Source organism: Streptomyces fildesensis, assembly GCF_016107395.1.
In the GTDB taxonomy this organism is placed as follows: domain Bacteria; phylum Actinomycetota; class Actinomycetes; order Streptomycetales; family Streptomycetaceae; genus Actinacidiphila; species Actinacidiphila fildesensis.
On sequence record NZ_JAAIKO010000006.1, the window covers coordinates 78,967 to 96,555 of the forward strand.

17 protein-coding genes are annotated in these 17,589 nt (G+C 71.1%); 11 read left to right on the forward strand and 6 right to left on the reverse strand.

The window, feature by feature from the left end; translation table 11 throughout:
* Positions 1 to 90 precede the first annotated feature (90 nt).
* Positions 91 to 1,746 (forward strand): glycosyl hydrolase family 8, encoded by a 1,656-nt coding sequence (locus tag C6N31_RS12060; RefSeq protein WP_244809621.1) that lies wholly within the window; start codon positions 91 to 93, stop codon positions 1,744 to 1,746.
* Between the two features lie 85 nt (positions 1,747 to 1,831).
* On the opposite strand, the gene C6N31_RS12065 is transcribed toward C6N31_RS12060, so the two are convergent.
* A complete protein-coding gene (locus C6N31_RS12065) occupies positions 1,832 to 2,341 on the reverse strand; it encodes an anthrone oxygenase family protein (RefSeq protein ID WP_138355240.1) in 510 nt (169 codons plus the stop codon).
* Positions 2,342 to 2,487: 146 nt separating this feature from the next.
* Between C6N31_RS12065 and C6N31_RS12070 the strand changes: the two genes are divergently transcribed.
* From C6N31_RS12070 to C6N31_RS12080, 3 genes are all read left to right on the forward strand, one after another.
* On the forward strand, positions 2,488 to 3,420 hold the full coding sequence (locus C6N31_RS12070) for an AraC family transcriptional regulator (RefSeq protein WP_138355241.1): 933 nt from the start codon (positions 2,488 to 2,490) through the stop codon (positions 3,418 to 3,420).
* 32 nt (positions 3,421 to 3,452) lie between these two features.
* The gene (locus C6N31_RS12075; RefSeq protein WP_198357505.1) at positions 3,453 to 3,992 is read left to right on the forward strand and encodes a GNAT family N-acetyltransferase; all 540 of its coding nucleotides are present in this window, start codon (positions 3,453 to 3,455) and stop codon (positions 3,990 to 3,992) included.
* Positions 3,993 to 4,562: 570 nt separating this feature from the next.
* Positions 4,563 to 6,053, forward strand: coding sequence for a UDP-N-acetylmuramoyl-L-alanyl-D-glutamate--2,6-diaminopimelate ligase (locus C6N31_RS12080; protein WP_138355243.1), 1,491 nt, complete (start codon positions 4,563 to 4,565; stop codon positions 6,051 to 6,053).
* Positions 6,054 to 6,093: 40 nt separating this feature from the next.
* Here C6N31_RS12080 and C6N31_RS12085 read toward each other — a convergent pair whose 3' ends face one another.
* From C6N31_RS12085 to C6N31_RS45115, 3 genes are all read right to left on the reverse strand, one after another.
* Positions 6,094 to 6,519 (reverse strand): ATP-binding protein, encoded by a 426-nt coding sequence (locus C6N31_RS12085; protein ID WP_138355244.1) that lies wholly within the window; start codon positions 6,517 to 6,519, stop codon positions 6,094 to 6,096.
* Positions 6,513 to 7,352, reverse strand: a complete 840-nt coding sequence (locus C6N31_RS12090) for an MEDS domain-containing protein (RefSeq protein WP_232485124.1) — start codon at positions 7,350 to 7,352, stop codon at positions 6,513 to 6,515. Before C6N31_RS12090 ends, C6N31_RS12085 begins: the two co-directional genes overlap by 7 nt.
* Positions 7,353 to 7,644: 292 nt before the next feature.
* The gene (locus tag C6N31_RS45115) at positions 7,645 to 7,776 is read right to left on the reverse strand and encodes a hypothetical protein (protein WP_269288301.1); all 132 of its coding nucleotides are present in this window, start codon (positions 7,774 to 7,776) and stop codon (positions 7,645 to 7,647) included.
* Positions 7,777 to 8,044: 268 nt separating this feature from the next.
* Here C6N31_RS45115 and C6N31_RS12095 point away from each other — a divergent pair, with 268 nt between their 5' ends.
* The 4 genes from C6N31_RS12095 to C6N31_RS12110 all read left to right on the forward strand — a co-directional run bounded on the left by C6N31_RS12095 (position 8,045) and on the right by C6N31_RS12110 (position 14,467).
* The gene (locus tag C6N31_RS12095; RefSeq protein ID WP_198357506.1) at positions 8,045 to 10,519 is read left to right on the forward strand and encodes an RICIN domain-containing protein; all 2,475 of its coding nucleotides are present in this window, start codon (positions 8,045 to 8,047) and stop codon (positions 10,517 to 10,519) included.
* Between the two features lie 194 nt (positions 10,520 to 10,713).
* Positions 10,714 to 12,168 (forward strand): MFS transporter, encoded by a 1,455-nt coding sequence (locus tag C6N31_RS12100; protein ID WP_198357507.1) that lies wholly within the window; start codon positions 10,714 to 10,716, stop codon positions 12,166 to 12,168.
* 273 nt (positions 12,169 to 12,441) lie between these two features.
* A complete protein-coding gene (locus C6N31_RS12105) occupies positions 12,442 to 12,645 on the forward strand; it encodes a cold-shock protein (protein ID WP_034275260.1) in 204 nt (67 codons plus the stop codon).
* Between the two features lie 283 nt (positions 12,646 to 12,928).
* On the forward strand, positions 12,929 to 14,467 hold the full coding sequence (locus C6N31_RS12110; protein WP_138355248.1) for a DEAD/DEAH box helicase: 1,539 nt from the start codon (positions 12,929 to 12,931) through the stop codon (positions 14,465 to 14,467).
* Positions 14,468 to 14,581: 114 nt separating this feature from the next.
* Here the strand turns inward: C6N31_RS12110 and C6N31_RS12115 are convergent, their stop codons facing one another.
* Positions 14,582 to 15,022 (reverse strand): STAS domain-containing protein, encoded by a 441-nt coding sequence (locus tag C6N31_RS12115; RefSeq protein ID WP_138355249.1) that lies wholly within the window; start codon positions 15,020 to 15,022, stop codon positions 14,582 to 14,584.
* A gap of 255 nt (positions 15,023 to 15,277) precedes the next feature.
* Here C6N31_RS12115 and C6N31_RS12120 point away from each other — a divergent pair, with 255 nt between their 5' ends.
* The 3 genes from C6N31_RS12120 (at position 15,278) to C6N31_RS12130 (ending at position 16,950) form a co-directional block, all read left to right on the forward strand.
* Positions 15,278 to 15,622 carry a MerR family transcriptional regulator gene (locus tag C6N31_RS12120; RefSeq protein WP_138355250.1) on the forward strand — a complete coding sequence of 115 codons (345 nt, stop codon included), beginning with the start codon at positions 15,278 to 15,280 and terminating at the stop codon, positions 15,620 to 15,622.
* Positions 15,623 to 15,703: 81 nt separating this feature from the next.
* Entirely contained in the window at positions 15,704 to 16,423 is a 720-nt protein-coding gene (locus C6N31_RS12125; RefSeq protein ID WP_198357508.1) for a hypothetical protein, read from the forward strand.
* On the forward strand, positions 16,420 to 16,950 hold the full coding sequence (locus C6N31_RS12130) for a SixA phosphatase family protein (protein WP_198357509.1): 531 nt from the start codon (positions 16,420 to 16,422) through the stop codon (positions 16,948 to 16,950). Before C6N31_RS12125 ends, C6N31_RS12130 begins: the two co-directional genes overlap by 4 nt.
* 30 nt (positions 16,951 to 16,980) lie before the next feature.
* On the opposite strand, the gene C6N31_RS43710 is transcribed toward C6N31_RS12130, so the two are convergent.
* The gene (locus tag C6N31_RS43710; protein WP_232485098.1) at positions 16,981 to 17,400 is read right to left on the reverse strand and encodes an SAV_915 family protein; all 420 of its coding nucleotides are present in this window, start codon (positions 17,398 to 17,400) and stop codon (positions 16,981 to 16,983) included.
* Positions 17,401 to 17,589 lie beyond the last annotated feature (189 nt).

Here is a 17,589-nt window from a genome sequence, read left to right on the forward strand (position 1 = left end):
CCCGCGTGGCGCTCCCATGCATTCTTGGTTAGGAAACTTTCCTAACCGTGTCCCGCGTCCCGTCCCGCTGTCCTGAGGGAAGGTCCCCACGTGCGCATCCCCATCCCCCGAAGACTCCTCGGTCTGACCCTGACCGCATCGCTCGGCCTGCTGTTGCCGCTGGCCGCCGAGGTACCGCAAGCCCAGGCGGCCACCACCCGCTACGAGGCCGAGAACGCGACACTGTCGCAGTCCTCCGTCGCCACCAACCACACCGGGTTCTCCGGCACCGGCTTCGTCGACTACACCAACATCGCCGGCTCCTCCGTGGAGTTCACCGTGACCGCGGCCGCCGCGGGCAGCGGCACCCTCGTCCTCGGCTTCGCCAACGGCACCACGGTCAACCGCCCCATGGACATCGCGGTGAACGGCACGACCGTCGCGTCCGGGGTCTCCTTCGCGGGCACCGGCTCCTGGGACACCTGGCAGACCAGGACCCTCACAGCGACGCTGCTGGCCGGCAGCAACAAGATCCGCGCCACCGCGACCACCGCCAACGGCGGGCCCAACCTCGACTACCTCGACGCGAACCCCCAGGGCGGAGGCGGCGGCGGTGGACCCACCGTGCCGTTCGGCAGCCACCAGTTCCCGTACACCGCGGGCACCCTCAAGCCCTCGGGCGCGCAGAGCACCATCGACCAGGCGGTCGTCACCACCTACAACCAGTGGAAGGCCGCCTTCGTCAAGCACAACTGCGGCAACGGCTGGTACGAGGTCATCTCGCCCGACGCCGACCACCCGTACGTCGCCGAGGGCCAGGGCTACGGCATGGTCGTCACCGCGCTGATGGCGGGCGCCGACACCAATGCCAAGACCGTCTTCGACGGCCTGGTGAAGTTCATGCTCGCGCACCCGTCGGTGAACAACCCCAACCTGCTCGCCGCCGAACAGGACAGCTCCTGCAAGAGCGTCGACGGCTCGGACTCCGCGACCGACGGCGATCTCGACGTCGCGTACGGCCTGCTGCTCGCCGACCGGCAGTGGGGAAGCACCGGCACCTACAACTACAAGAACCTCGCGGTCCAGCACATCAACGCCATCAAGGCCAGTGAGGTCAACTCCACCACTCACCTGATGCTGCTCGGCGACTGGAGCGGCTCCGGGGAGTCCCACCACTGGATCACCCGGTCCTCCGACTGGCTGATCGACCACTTCCGCGCCTTCAGGACCGCGACCGGCGACAGCGCCTGGGACACCATCCGCACCGCCCACCAGAACCTGATCACCCAGCAGCAGGCGAGCTACGCGCCCAGTACCGGACTGCTCGCCGACTTCGTCGTCAACACCAACACCACCCCCAAGCCCGCCGCGGGAGAGGTGCTCGAAAGCCCCAACGACGGGGACTTCGGATGGAACGCCTGCCGTGACCCCTGGCGGGTGGCGACCGACGCCGTCACCAGCGGTGACCCGGCGTCCCTCGCCTCGGCCCGCAAGCTCAACGCCTGGATCAAGACCAGGACCGGCGGCAACCCCGCCAGCATCGTGACCGGCTACCACCTGAACGGATCGACGTTCGACAGCGGCCACGACATGGCCTTCACCGCACCGTTCGCGGTCGCCGCCCTGACCGACCCCGGTTCCCAGGCCTGGCTCGACGCCCTGTGGAACAAGCTGGCCGGCACGCCCCTTGACGCCTCGCTCTACTACGGCGGCAGTGTGCAGCTCCAGTCGATGATCGTCGTCTCCGGCAACTACTGGATTCCCTGACGGGAACGACTGGGGCACCTCCCAGCGGTAGCTGGGGGAGGGCCCGGTGGAGAGCCTTCCGCCGGGCCCGTCGGTGCGACAGGACCTACGGCGTGGCCCGCCCGTAGAGCACCAGCGCCCAGATCAGACAGCCGAGCGCGCCCGTGGCGGCCACCGCGCGGAAGAGGTTCCAGCGGACCCACCGCGTCTCGAAGCGCTCACGGACCGCGGCGAGAGCGGAGGCGCCTGCCGACCCCGGGTCGCCGGCCGCGGCGAGCTCGTCGTTGAGCGGGATGTTGACCGCGAACGTGGAGACCAGCGTCAGCACGTACAGGACGGCAGCGGCGCCGATCCAGGGCAGCGGACCGTCCGGGGCGTCCCCCGGCAGGTGCAGCGCCCCGGCCAGCAGGGTGAGCACCAGTGACCCGCCGAAGCCGAGGGCGAACCAGCCGTTGAGGATACGGACGTTGATCCACTGCATGCCGTCGACGAACGTCCGGTCGTCGGCCCTGCGCAGACCGGGCATGACGGCGCAGGCGAAGCCGTAGTACAGGCCCGCGATCAACCCGGTGGTGATCGTGGCGCCCACCAGTGCGACCGTGCGGAACTCGTCCATCGTCGAAACCTCCCTCAGCGGACCGCCGGGCCGCCGTGCGGCTGATCGGTCATGAGGACAGTCAAGCCGTAACAGCCAGGACCGGCCATGATGCAGAGCCTCAACTCCATACGCGTGCGTCCACCCGGACGTCTAGGCTGAAAGACATGGACGCACTCGCCGGTCTCCTGGACGGGCCCCGGGCCCGTGGCGCATTCCTGATGCGGTCGGTCCTCGACCCGCCGTGGTCGCTGCGGATCGAGGACCGCGCTCCGCTGACCCTGATCTCCCTGGTGCGCGGCGAGGCGTGGGTGCTGCCCGAGCACGGTGCCGCGGTGTGCCTGCGCCCCGGCGACATCGCCGTTGTCCGCGGCCCCGCCCCGTACACCGTCGCCGATACTCCGGACACGCCGCCGCGGATCGTGATCCACCCCGGGCAGCTCTCCACCTCCACGGAGGGCGACGAGCTGTGCGAGACCATGGACTTGGGGGTTCGTACCTGGGGCAACCGCCCGGACGGCGCGACGATGATGTTCACCGGCACCTATGCGATGGACGGCGAGATCAGCCGGCGGCTGCTGGAAGCGCTGCCCACGCTCCTCGTGATGCCCGCCGACTCCTGGGACTGCCCGCTCGTCGCGCTGCTCGGCGAGGAGATCGTCCGCGACGAGCCGGGTCAGGAGGTCTTCCTCGACCGGCTGCTGGACCTGTTGCTGATCGCCCTCGTCAGAGCGTGGTTCGCCCGGCCGGAGGCCGAAGCGCCCACCTGGTACGTGGCGTTGGCCGATGCGGTGGTGGGCCAGGCGCTGCGGCTGCTCCACGACCACCCGGCGCACCCTTGGTCGGTGGCCACGCTCGCGGCGAAGACCGGGGTGTCGCGTGCCGCGCTCGCCCGGCGGTTCACCGAACTCGTCGGCGAGCCGCCGATGGCGTACCTCACCGGATGGCGGCTGTCGCTCGCCGCCGACCTGCTGCGGGAGCCCGATGCCACGGTCGGCTCGGTGGCCAGAAAAGTAGGCTACGGAAGCGCGTTCGCCCTGAGCACCGCCTTCAAGCGGGTCCGCGGCATCCGGCCGCAGGAGCACCGGGCGGGCGTGTGACGGCCCAGGATCCAAGGAGAGGAAACGGCGCGATGTCCGAACGGCGCGACGCGGCCGGCACGGCGCAGGTGCGGCTCGAGACCTGGGCGGAGCGGGATCTGGAGCTGCTGCGGCTGACGAACTCCCCGGAGATGACGGAGCACCTGGGCGGCCCGGAACCCGAGGAGAAGCTGCTCGTACGCCATCAGCGCTACCTGGACATCGAAGGCGCCGGAACGGGACGGATGTTCAGCGTCGTCCTGCTCCCGGAGGGCGTGACGGTCGGCACCATCGGGTACTGGGACCGGGTCTGGCAGGGCGAGACGGTGTACGAGACCGGCTGGGGTGTGCTGCCGGGGTACCAGGGCCGGGGGATCGCGGTGGCGGCTGCGACCGCGGCCATCGCCGACGCCGCGGCCCGGCGCACGCACGGGTCCCTGCACGCGTACCCGTCCGTCGACCACCCCGCCTCGAACGCGATCTGCCGCAAGGCCGGGTTCACCCTGGTCTCCGTCTGCGACTTCGAGTACCCGCCCGGGAACCCGATCCGGTGCAACGACTGGCGTGTGGACCTGACCGCGGTCGGCCGCTGAGGGCCGGTGGAGGACGGTCCCGCCGCAACGCGGCCAGGGAGTTTCGACATGGCGAAATGTCAGCATTTGGCACCATGGCCGCAGGTGGCAGGGTCGGACGTACACTGAAGAGGTGTCGGGCAGGCCCCTGCTCCGCCCGGCCACCTGTATGCACCACCTGTATCCAACCGTCTGCGGCCAGACCAGAGAGTGCTGCCGCCCGGAACTCGGCCGACCCCGGAACGGGTCCTGAGCCGGTCCGGACGCACGCCGCAGTTGTTGCGCAGTGACAGGTAGCGGTCCTCGGCCGATCCGGCCCTTCGGTCCGCACGCAGATCGCCCCCCTGTGGGGACCGCTCGCCTTCACGCGTACCACCGCCGGTGCCCCGGCTTCCGCGTCGCATGTGCACCGCACTGCGCCGGAGCGGGTCCGCACCCGGCCGACAGCACGATCCCCGGCAGCCGGGTACCGGACGACCGGTGCCGGGACGCCGGGTCATGGTCATCATCGCGGTATCCGGTTTGCCCTCACCCCTGCCGACAGGCCGGGCCACCCGCAGTGCACCACCGGCCGCTTCCGAGGGGATAGTTGTGAAACTCAGTGCACTGCTCGACGGTCACGACCACCACGTACTCCAGGGCGACCCGGCGACGCCGATCACCGCGGGAATGAGCTTCGACGCCCACCGGGTGACGGCCGGCTCGCTGTACATCGCCGTACCGGGCCACGAGGACGGCGGCCCCGAGCTGATCGGGCGGGCGCTGGAGCTGGGCGCGGTCGCGGTACTGGCCGAGGGCGACGCCCCGCACCTCGCGGGCCTGCCCGCGGCGGTCTGCGTGGTCCGGGTGACCGACATCCGCGCGCTGGCCGCGGTCGTCGCGTCGCGCTACTACGGTGAGCCCGGCCGCGCGATGGACGTCGTGGCGATCACCGGCACCAACGGCAAGACCTCGGTCTCGTACATGGTCGAGGCGGTCCTGCGGATCGCCGAGGGCGTGAAGGTCGGCGTCATCGGCACCTCGGGCAGCCGGATCGGCGACGAGTCGATCCCGATGCCGAGGTCGGTGCTGACCACCCCGGAGGCACCGGACCTGCAGTACCTGCTCGGCCACATGCGTGACCGCCGGACGCCCAGCGTGGTGCTGGAGGCGACCTCGATGGGGCTGCTGCAGCGCCGGGTCGAGGGCGTGTTCATCGACGTCGGCGTCTTCACCAACCTGACCCAGGACCACCTGGACGACCACGGCACGATGGAGCACTACAAGAACGCCAAGATGCGGCTGTTCCAGGGGCTGTGCCGGCGTGCGGTGGTCAACGCCGACGACCCGGTCAGCGCCGAGATCATCGCGCTGATGCCGGACACGGTGACCACGTACGCCCTGGACGCCCCGGCGGACTACCGCGCCACCGACCTGGTCGTGGACGCGGCGGGCAGCCGCTTCACGCTGCACCACGCCGGCCGCAAGTACCCGGCCGCGATCCCGGTCCCCGGCCGCTTCTCGGTGGCGAACGCGCTGGCCACCCTGGCGGCGTGCCATCTGCTCGGCCACGACCTGCAGGGCCTCGTCAGCGCTCTCGACCGGATGCCGCCCACCCCCGGCCGCTTCGAGCGCTACACCACCCCGCAGGGCTCCTGCGTGATCGTGGACTACGCGCACTCCCCGGACTCGCTGGAGAAGGTCCTCACCACCATCCGCAGCTTCGCGGCCGGCCGGGTCATCACCGTCTTCGGCTGCGGCGGCGACCGGGACATCACCAAGCGCGTCGCCATGGGCACCATCGCCGGCGAGCTCTCCGACCTGTGCGTCCTCACCTCGGACAACCCGCGCTACGAGGACCCCGAGGGGATCCTCGACCAGATCGCCCCCGGCCTGGTCCACACCGGGATCCCGTTCCAGCGGATCACCGACCGCCGGGACGCGATCCGCTACGCGCTGTCCGTCGCCGGTCCCGACGACGTCGTGCTCGTCGCGGGCAAGGGCAGCGAGCCGTTCCAGATCATCGGTGACGAGCTGCTTCCGTTCAGCGACATGGGCGTGGTCCGCGAGCTGGCGCTGGAGCCGGCCGCAGCGGCCCTGTAGCCACCGCCGGCCGTGCCGCGATGCGACGGCCGGTTCTTGCTCAGGCCAGTCGCATCGCGAAGGTCACGACAGCGCCGGGGGAGGCCGCGGCGATCACCAGCCGGTCGGCGAGCAGGCGGGTGAGCCACAGCCCGCGGCCGGCCGGGCCGCCGTTGATCCCGGGCGCCAGCTCGGGGATGACGTCCTCGGAGAAGCCGGGACCGGAATCGCTGATGCGGCACTCCAGTTCGTCGCCGACCCTGGTCAGCGCCAGGGCGCCGTCCCCGCCGGCGTGCTCCACCACGTTCGAGGCGAGCGCGTCCATGGCGAGGACGAACTCGCCGCGGCGCGGTTCCGACAGCCCCGCCAGGGACGCGCGCTGCTCGATGAGGACCCGCAGCCGTGGCAGGTCCTCCCCGGTGAACGCCACCTTCAGCAGGCACTCCGCCGGTTCGCCGGCACGGCCGCCGGCCGGGTCGGTCAGCATCGGCGCCCCATCCCGGTCAGCACCAGCCGGGCCGAGCCGTGCTCGCCCAGCGCGCGCAGTACGCGGAGCTGGCCGCTCTCGCAGCGGACCTCGACGCGGTCGTGGCCGTCGGCGGCGCGAACCAGCCGGAGGAGGTCGTCGGCGCACCGGACGCTGAGGAAGCTCAACTGCGTCAGATCCACGACGAGTTTGCGGGCGTCCGCGGTGCGCGTGAGCGCCTCGCCGACGGCGGCACCGAACTGCTCGCCGGTGGCGAGGTCCGCCTCGCCGATCAGCCGCAGCGAGCCGTCCCCGTGCACCGCTCGCAGTTCGCCGAGCCGGGTGAGCAGATTGACGGGGTGTGCCCGGCACATCCGCGCCAGGACGTCCTCGTCGAACCAGCGGCGGTCGTACGCGCAGATCTCGCTGTAGGAGCCGTCGGTGAACAGGTGCCCGGCGTGGGACTCGCGATGCATCATCACGTCGATGTCGGCGTCCAGGTCCGGCACCCAGTGCATGTCGATGAAGGTGCGCAGCCCGGTGTACCCCTGCCGGCCCGAGAGGGCGGTCTCCTCGCGGATCCGCTGCCATTGCCGCTCGGGGGTGAAGCCGACGTCGGGGCGGATCAGCGACCGCATGCTGGTGAGCACCAGCTGGCCGCGGGCTCTGACCCGGGCCATCGAAGGGCTGTCGGCCTCCAGCCGGGACCACACCTCGTCATCGCTCACCTGGGGAGCGGCGAAGACCATCACCTTCTCGCCGCGGGCCAGCCCCGTCCAGGCGAAGGTGGTCAGCACATCCCAGTTCGACTCGTCGTCGCCGTAGCTGACGAAGCAGTGGTCGCCGGCTCGCATGCGTTGCACGGAGATCGTGGCGGGATGGACCTCATCCCAGACAGGCATCGCCCCTCGCTTTCTGCGACCCGTACCGCTGTTTCCGCGGACCGGAGTCGTGGCAAAGCTAGCGAGTCTGCTTCCGGACGCGACATGCGCCGGCGGAAGTGAACGATGGCGTAAGGAAGTTGCCCTTCCGTTTTCAGGAAGGGTCGCGATTGGTCATTGCCTGATCACATCTGACCGTTCGCCGGGGCGCGGCCAGGGGCGCGGCCGAGGGTGCGGGGCGCGGGTCAGCGCGGAGCGCCGCGTCCTACCACTTCGAGCGCTGCATGAAGCGGCGGTGCGCCGACTGGGCGGAGTCGGAGCGCTGGACGGGCACGGGCGAGGGCTTCTGCTGCGGACTGTCGGTGGACTGGCTCGGGCCGCTGGTGGTGCCGGGCATGATCTTCGTCCTCCCTGTCGGTGTCGGTGGCGCTGTACATCAGGAAGGCGCCAGGTTAACCGCCGGGTGTGCGGTACTGGCGTCTCTCCGGGCCGTATACCCCCGTTCGGGGGACGCATCCGCTGTTGTCCGAACTGTTGACGGGACACGGTCACGGTCTTACCGTCCGATGGCGGTGGACTGAGTTGTCTTCTGTTCGCTTTTCGCAACCCTTCTCCACAAACCCCAACGGCCGTCTCTGTCCGGCCGCGAAGAAGGAGCCCCGCGTATGCGAAGCCCGCACGCCGTACCGCAACAGCGCGCCGTAGCGCACCCGCGCACCTTACGAACCCTGCGAACGCCCCTGACCGTACTGCTCGTGCTCGTCATGGCGGCCTTCGCCGTCCTGCAGGCCCCGCCCGCCCACGCGGCGGTGAACACCGCGATCACGGTCGACGGGAACTCCGCCGGCCGGATCTTCGACGGAGTCGGAGCGATCAGCGGCGGCGGAGGCAACTCGCGGCTGCTGGCGGACTATCCGGAGCCGCAGCGCGGCCAGATCCTGGACTACCTGTTCAAGCCCGGTTACGGCGCGGCGCTGCAGATCTTCAAGGTCGAGATCGGCGGCGACACCAACTCCACCGACGGCGCCGAGCCCAGCCATGAGCACACCCGCGGCACCGTCGACTGCGGTACCGGGTACGAGTGGTGGCTGATGGAACAGGCCAAGGCCCGCAATCCCGCGGTGAAGCTGTACGGGCTCGCCTGGGGCGCGCCCGGCTGGATCGGCAACGGCAACTTCTGGTCCCAGGACATGATCGACTACCTGATCGCCTGGATGGGCTGCGCCACCCAGCACGGACTCCGGATCGACTACCTGGGCGGCTGGAACGAGCGCGGCTACAACAAGGCCTGGTACGAGAATCTGCACGCGACCCTCGCCGCGAAGGGATACGGATCGACGAAGATCGTCGGCGCGGACTCCGACTGGTCGGTCGCCGGGGACATCCGCGGCGACGCGGCCTTCGCCGCCTCCGTGGACATCGTCGGCGCGCACTACCCCTGCGGCTACATGTCCGCCATGACGTCCTGCTCCACCACCTCCGACGCCCTGGCGACCGGAAAGCAGCTGTGGGCGAGCGAGAACGGCTCGGAGGACTACAACACCGGTGGCGCGCCCATCGCCCGTGCCATCAACAGGGGTTATCTGGACGCCAAGTTCTCCGCGTTCATCAACTGGCCGCTGGCCGCCGCGCTCTACCAGAACCTCCCGTACAACACCGACGGCATGCTGACCGCCACCCAGCCCTGGTCGGGTACGTACAGCGTCGGAAAGAGCACCTGGGCCACCGCGCACACCACCCAGTTCACCCAGCCGGGGTGGCAGTACCTGGATTCCGGCAGTGGCTACCTGGGCGGCGACCGGGCCAACGGCAGCTATGTCAGCTACAAGTCACCGGGAAAGACCGCCTGGAGCACCGTCATCGAGACCCTCGACGCCACGGCCGCGCAGACCGTCAGCCTCAAGACCGCCGGAGGACTGCCCGGCGGCACGGTGCACGTCTGGTCCAGCGACTTCGCCTCCGGCCGGCAGAGCGACTACCTCGTGCACACCGCCGACCTCACACCCGTCAACGGCGCCTACCAGCTGACCCTGCAGCCGGGCCGGGTGTACTCGGTGACCACCACTGCAGGACAGGGCGCCGGAACAGCCGCCTCACCCACCCGCGGGCTGCTCGCACTGCCCTACTCCGACGACTTCCAGTCCACCCGGCACGGCGGCGAGGCCCGGTACCTGGCCGACATGAACGGCTCCTTCGAGGGCGCGGCCTGCGGCGCGGGCCGCACGGGCACCTGCGTACGGCAGATGGCCACGACGACCCCCATCGCCTGGGACAGCGGCAGTGACCCGTACGCGACCCTCGGCGACCTGAGCTGGTCCGACTACACCGTGTCGGCCGACGCGATGCTCGAACAGGCGGGCGCGGTCCAGCTGATGGGCCGGGTCGGCACCCAGAAGGGCTTCTCCCCGGGCAGCATCAACGCCTACTACCTCAAACTCACCAACACCGGGGCCTGGTCCATCCTGCGCAACAGCGCCACCGGAGCGGTCACCACCCTCGCCTCCGGCACCGTCGCCGCGCCCGGCACCGGCAGCTGGCACCGGCTCGCCCTCACCTTCGCCGGCCGCACCATCACCGCGACCATCGACGGCACGAAGGCCGGCTCCGTCACCGACGACTCCTACGGGGCGGGTCAGGTCGGTATCGGCACCGCCGGGTACGTGGCCGCACAGTTCGACAACCTCAGCGTGACGCCCGGCTCCCCGGCCGCCGTGTCGGGTACGTACACGCTGGTCAACCGCAACAGCGGCAAGGCGCTCGACGCGGCCGAGCAGGGCACTGCCGACGGCACGCCCATCATCCAGTGGACCCGCAACGGCGGCGGCAACCAGCAGTGGAAGATCACTCCGGCCGCGGGCGGCTACTACACCGTCACCGGAGTGGCCAGCGGCAAAGCGCTCGACGTACCGGGCGCCGCCAAGGTCGCCGGGACGCAACTCGACCTGTGGACGTCCAACGGGGGCGCCCACCAGCAATGGCTGATCGTCCCCAGCGGTGGCGGCTACTACACGCTGGAGGGCCGCGACAGCGGCCAGCTCGCCGACGTCAGCGGTGCGTCCACCGCCGACCAGGCGCCGGTCGACCAGTGGCCGGCCAACGGCGGCAGCAACCAGCAGTGGCAGCTGGTGCCCGTCTCCTGATCCGTTCCGGCCCTTCGCCGTGCCTCCGGGGCGGCCGGTCCAGACCCTGCCAGTGGTAGGAACCGCGCTGGTACGTGCCGCATGCGTACGCAGTACAGGGGGCTGGGTCGGCCGCCCCGGGCGGCGAAGTATTCCTTCCGGGAGCCCGCGGCACGATCGGTGCGGCGGGCCCGGTATCCGGAGGGAACGGGACGATGGCGATTGTCGAAGGGGTGCCGGCCGGCGTGGAGGCGCCGGTCGGCGGGTCCGTACGGGAGTCCGTGCCCGACCGGATGACGGGCCGGCTGCGGCTGGTCCTGGTGGTGCTGCTGGTCGCGCAGTTCATGCTGGCCGTGGACTTCTCGATTCTCAATGTGGCGCTGCCGGTGGTCGGCCAGGGGCTCGGGTTCCCGCTGGCGGACCTGCAGTGGATCGGTACGTCGTTCGCGCTGGCCGCCGCGGGGTTCACGCTGCTGTTCGGCCGGATCGCCGACATCGTCGGCCGCCGCCGGCTGTTCCTCGCCGGGCTGGCGGTGCTGGGGGTCTCCTCGCTGGTCGGCGGGCTGGCGGTCAGCCCTGGCATGCTGCTGGCCGCCCGGGTCGCCCAGGGGCTGGCGACCGCGGCCGTCACCCCGGCCGGGCTGTCGCTGCTGACCTCTTCCTTTCCCGAGGGCCCGCTCCGCGACAAGGCGCTCGGTCTCAACGGCGCTCTGATGTCGGCCGGCTTCACCGCCGGCGCGGTCCTCGGCGGTGTACTGACCGACCTGCTCTCCTGGCGCTGGGCGTTCTTCGTCAACGTGCCGGTCGCCGTCGCGGTGCTGATCGTGGCCCCGCTGGTGATCAAGGAGACCCGCCCGGCGGTCCGCCCGCGGCTGGACGTACCCGGCGCGATCGCGGTCACCCTCGGCCTGCTCGCCCTGGTCCTCGGGCTGACCACCGCAGGGGAGAAGGGGTGGGGCGACCCGGTGGCTCTGGTCTCCCTGGCGACCGGCGCCGTACTGCTCGTCGTGTTCTACCTCGTCGAGAAGGGCGCGTCCGCTCCTCTGGTGCCGGTGGCGATGCTGCGGCGCCGCACCGTGATCTGGGGCAACGTCGCGGGCCTCATCGCCTTCGTCACCGAGACCTCGCTGGTCTTCCTCATGACCCTCTATCTGCAGAAAGTGCTCGGCTTCTCCCCGCTGGCGGCGGGTCTCTCCTTCGGTGTGCTGGGCCTGGGCACCGTCGCCGGCGGTCTGGTCGCGGCCCGGGTGATCGGCCGGATCGGCACCAGGGCCACCCTCGTGACCGGTGGTGTCGTCCAGGCCGTGGCGACGGTGGCGCTGGTCGCGCTGGGCGACGACCGCGGCTGGATGGCGCTGCTGCTGGCCGGCACCTTCCTCGGCGGGATCGGCAACATGCTGGTGATCGTCGGCTTCATGGTCACCGCCACCTCCGGCAACCCCGACGCCGAGCAGGGCATGGCGACCGGGCTGGCCACCATGACCCAGCAGGTCGGCATCACCATGGGCGCCCCGGTCATGAGCGCCATCGCCACCGCCGGGATCACCGTCTCGTCCGGCACGGGCGCGGTGCTGGACGGCATCGGGAACGCGGTCCTGGTGAACGCGGCCCTCGCGCTGGCCGGAGCGGTCCTCGCGGCCCTGTTCCTGAGCGGCACACGGCGGACGTGACGCGGGTCTCACACCCCATTCCGGCGGTGTGCCACAAGGGCGCCGCGCACCCGGGTCGCCGCCGGAAGGCCCGCATCCGCCATGGATGCGGGCCACGTGCTATCGTAGATCTCAGTTGCAGTTGTGGTACCCATGAAACTTTGTGTGCACCTGACGGTTACATCCCTCAGGTGCATTTTGTTTTTCCGGTCATCTCCGGATGGGCTCATTGCGGCGACGCGGAACACGTGAAGTGCGTGTTCCGGCTGTGCCCCCTATCAGAGGAGATTTGACATGGCTACTGGCACCGTGAAGTGGTTCAACGCGGAAAAGGGCTTCGGCTTCATCGAGCAGGACGGCGGCGGCGCTGACGTCTTCGCCCACTACTCGAACATCGCCGCCCAGGGCTTCCGTGAGCTCCAGGAAGGCCAGAAGGTCTCCTTCGACGTCACGCAGGGCCAGAAGGGCCCGCAGGCCGAGAACATCGTTCCCGCCTGACGCTGACAAGAGCTGAGCCAGGGCCCGCACCTCACGGTGCGGGCCCTGGCCGTTGCCCGGACTCCGTAGGACCTCCCGGGCACCATTCACCACACGGACCTCATCGGTCCGGTATTCCGGCCGCCACTTCTCAGTAGGCGCCGTTTTCATCGGAGTTCACCGCGCGGATATTTCCGCCGAACTCCGCATTCGTCATTTGCTTCGGTTCGTTTCTTGCGATTCCTTGCGCGGCTGCCGGCCGCCGGGACTTCCTCGACACGCGCCGCCTCGAGGAAGGTTCCGCATGAACCGCACCACGCGCTCGAACAGCCCCTACTCCCGCAGCAGCCGCACCGGCGGCTCGGGCAGTGGCGGCAGCTACAGCAGCCGCTCCGCGGGCTCGGGCAACAACACCGCCGGTTTCACCGGCCGCTCCCGCTCGCAGTCCCCGAACCGCTCCGGCGGTTCCGGACGCCGGCCGGCCGCGCTGCAGGGCGAGTTCGCCCTGCCCGTCACCATCACCCCGGCGCTTCCCGCCGTCACCACCTTCGGCGCGCTGGACATGCCCGTCGAGGTGCTCAAGATGCTCACCAGCCTGGGCATGAACGAGCCGTTCCCGATCCAGGGCGCGACGCTGCCGAACTCGCTGGCCGGCCGTGACGTCCTCGGCCGGGGGCGTACCGGCTCCGGCAAGACCCTCGCGTTCGGTCTGGCGCTGCTCTGCCGCACCGCCGGACAGCGTGCCCAGCCCCGCCAGCCGCTCGCCCTGGTGCTGGTGCCGACCCGTGAGCTGGCCCAGCAGGTCACCGACGCCCTGACCCCGTACGCCCGCTCGCTGCACCTGCGGCTGGCCACGGTCGTCGGCGGTATGTCGATCGGCCGCCAGGCCAGCGTGCTGCGCGGCGGCGCCGAGGTCGTCGTGGCGACGCCGGGCCGGCTCAAGGACCTGATCGACCGGGGTGACTGCCGGCTGGACCGGGTGGCCATCACGGTGCTCGACGAGGCCGACCAGATGGCGGACATGGGCTTCATGCCGCAGGTCACCGCGCTGCTCGACCAGGTGCGCACCGACGGCCAGCGGATGCTGTTCTCGGCCACCCTGGACCGCAACGTCGACCAGCTGGTGCGCCAGTACCTGCACGACCCGGTGGTCCACTCGGTGGACCCGTCGGCCGGTGCGGTCACCACGATGGAGCACCACGTGCTGCACGTGCACGGCGCCGACAAGCGCGCCACCACCACGGAGATCGCCGCCCGTGACGGCCGGGTGCTGATGTTCCTGGACACCAAGCACGCCGTCGACCTGCTGACCCGCGAGCTGCTGGCCAGCGGTGTGCGCGCGGCCGCGCTGCACGGCGGCAAGTCGCAGCCGCAGCGCAACCGGACGCTGGAGCAGTTCAAGACCGGCCACGTGACCGTGCTGGTGGCGACCAACGTCGCCGCCCGCGGTATCCACGTCGACAACCTGGACCTCGTCGTCAACGTCGACCCGCCGAGCGACCACAAGGACTACCTGCACCGCGGCGGCCGTACCGCCCGCGCGGGGGAGTCCGGTGTGGTCGTCACGCTGGTGCTGCCGAACCAGCGCCGCGACATGACGCGTCTGATGGCCGACGCCGGCATCACGCCGAAGACGACCCAGGTCCGTTCCGGCGAGGCCGAGCTGACCCGGATCACCGGTGCCCAGGCCCCGTCCGGTGTTCCGGTCGTCATCACCTCCCCGGTGTCCGAGACCGCGAAGCGCAGTGCCGCCTCGACCCGCGGGCGCCGCAGCCGTACGGCCCAGGCTCGTCGCGCCGGTGCGCCGGATCGTTCCTCCAGGCCCCGTACGACCGCCGTCTGACCGTTGCCGGCCAACGGCCGGCAGCACCCCGAATACCGCCGGGCCCCACTGACGAGTGGGGCCCGGCTTTTCGTTGTCGCTGTCAGGCGGAAGGGCCGTCAGGCGGAGGCGTCGTCAGGCGGACGCGTCGCCGGTGCGCGGCTCGGGCGGAGCGACCGGGAGCAGGGCTTCGCCCACCCCGTCGGCGAGCGTCAGGACCTGGTCCGCACCGGTCAGTTCGAGCGTGCGCAGCAGTTGCGGGCTGACGTCGGCGAGGACCAGGACGTCCCCGCGGTCCTGCAGCGTCTGCCGGATGGTGAGCAGCAGGCCCAGCCCGCGGGAGTCGCAGAAGGTGAGGCCGGCGCAGTCCAGTACCAGGCGGGACCGGCGGGTGTCGCCGTCCTGCTGGGCCGGCAGCTCGCCGTTCCCGGCCCGGCCGTCCTGCCGGGCCCGGAGCAGCTCGGCCACGGCGGTCGCCAGGACGTCCTCGCTGTCGAGGTCGAGCTCGCCCGCCAGCGCGAGTACGTCGACATCCCCCTGGCCGTGGCGTACGGGCCGCACCTGCAGCCGAGTCATGGTCGTCTCCCGAAGATCAAGATCGAGGAAATCTGGGTGTGCTCACGTCGCCCCCACCCCGCCTTGCCACGGGTCGGCCGACTCCGTGGCGAGGTAGCGCGAGGGAAGCGTACCTGGCTTCCCGGCGTGCGTAAATCTGCCTCGGCCACGATAGACATTTCCCGATCGGGTTGTTAGGTTTTCTGACGTAATGCAGGACGTCGGTGATCTCCGGCTGTCGCCTCCCCCGAGTGGGCTGTCCGCCGCAGAGGTGCAATGACCCCCAGAACCCGTACGAACACGACCGACAGGTTCGACGACGACGACTACCCCGCCTACACCATGGGCCGGGCCGCGGAGATGATCGGCAGCACGCCCGCCTTCCTGCGGGCGCTGGGTGACGCGCGGCTGATCACCCCGCTGCGTTCGGAGGGCGGCCACCGCCGCTACTCGCGCTACCAGCTGCGCGTCGCCGCCCGCGCGCGCGAACTCGTCGACCAGGGCACGGCCATCGACACGGCCTGCCGCATCGTCATCCTGGAGGACCAGCTCGAGGAGGCCCTGCGCCTCAACGAGGAGCTGCGCCGCGGGGCCGGCGGCCCGCCGCCCGGGGACGACTGACCGTCCGGGCGGCGCATCCGGGCCGGACGGGGCGGTGCGGGCCCGTGCCACGACGGCGCCGGAGCGCCTAGGGTCGGTGCTGTGCTGAGCATCGTGGATGAACTGACCGGCCCTGGTCCGCTGCGGATCTGCGCCCATGCCCCACAGGACGGCGATCCGGGCGATCTGACCGGACTGCGGGTGCTCCTCGTCGCCGATGTGCTGGCGCGCGTCGTCGAGCTGCGCGGCAGGGCGGTGCTCATGGGGTGGACCGGACCGCAGGTGCCCTCCGCCGACGGGGCGGGCATCCGTCCGGCCGACGCCACCGGCACCCTCGAGGAGATCACCGAGACACTGGGCGGCCCACCGGTCGTGCACATCACCCATCGCGCCTACGAGGGCGCGGGCGGCGCCAGCCTCCGCGTCGGCGAGGCGAGCGCCACGGGTCCGGACCCGGTGGACGGGGACATGCTCGCCGTGCGCGTGCTGCTCCTCGGCCACCCGCACCACGAACCGATCGCCGTCACGTCCGAGGAGATCGCCGTGGCCGGCCGCCTGCTGGCCCGCTGGCGGCGAGCGGTGGCCGACTGGGCCGAGGAGCCGTCCAAGCCGATGGCCGCCGACCTGGTGCGAACGGCCCGGGCCACGCTGGAGGACACCCTCGACACCTCCGAGGTGCTGCGGCTGCTGCGCGGGCTGGAGACGGCCGGTGAGGTACCGTCCGGCGCCAAGTTCGAGACCTTCGCGCATCTCGACCGGGTTCTCGGCCTGGAAGTCGTCCGCGAGATCGGCCGCCCGCGCTCCGCCGGGGCACCGGCATGAACGGGACGCGGCGACTGGTGATCCTGCGGCACGCCAAGTCCGCCTGGCCCGACGGCGTTCCTGACCACGACAGACCGCTGAACCGGCGCGGCCTGCGCGATGCCCCCGCCGCCGGCCGGTGGTTGGACGAGGCGGGCCGGCTGCCCGACCTCGTCCTGTGCTCCTCCGCCCGCCGGACCCGCCAGACCTGGGAACTGGCCGCCGCCGAGCTCGACGGCGCTCCACCGGTCCGCTACGAACCGCGCCTCTACGCGGCGGACGACGACGATCTGCTCGACGTCGTCCGCGAAGTGGCCTCCGATGTCGGGACGTTGCTGCTGGTCGGCCACAACCCCGGCCTCCAGGAACTGGCCCTGCTGCTCGCCGGCGAGGCGGCCGGCGACACCCTGGAGCGCGCGCGGACCAAGTTCCCCACGTCCGGCACCGCCGTGCTCACCTGGAGCGGACCGTGGTCGGCCCTCGAGCCGGGGTCCGCCCTGCTGACCGACTTCGTGGTTCCGCGCGGGCGGCGTGAGGAGCGTTCCTGACGGCGGGCGGCCGGAAGGGCGTTCCCCGCCTCAGCGGAAGGTCCCGGCGGCCGCGACGGTCGCCGGGGTCGCGACGCTTCTGACGGGTCCAGCGGCCTTGACGGGTCCGGCCGTTCTGACGGGCGCGGTGGTTCCGAGGCGCGCGGTGGTTCCGACGGGCCTGGGAGCGGGGGCGACCAGCGACGGGTCGACGGTGAGGGCGGTGACGCCCAGCGGCGCCCCGAGCTCGTGCAGCGCGGACGCGGACAGTCTGATCCACTCCTGGCCGGCGCCCAGCGCCGCGACGAGCCGCCGCTCGGTGGTGAAGGCGACGGCGGTGCGGCCGCCGAGCGGGGTGCGGAAGAAGCGGGCGCTGCAGCCCGCGGAACCCGGCCGGACAGGGACGAGAAGTGGTCCGGCCGGGATGCGTTCGGAAGGTTCGGGATCCTCCGCGTACTGGTGCTCGACCATCACAGTGCTCCTTGAAAGAGGCGAAGCGTACTCCGGCGTGATCGCCGGCGCCGCTCCGATGAAGGTATCCCCGCGCGGGGGGTCGTCGATCACGCTCCTTACGGGGGCTTGATGCGGCACCGGCCCCTTTGACGCGCTCCTGACGGGCAGCTGACGGGGCGCGGAGCGGCGTCCTGAGGCCTGCGCCGT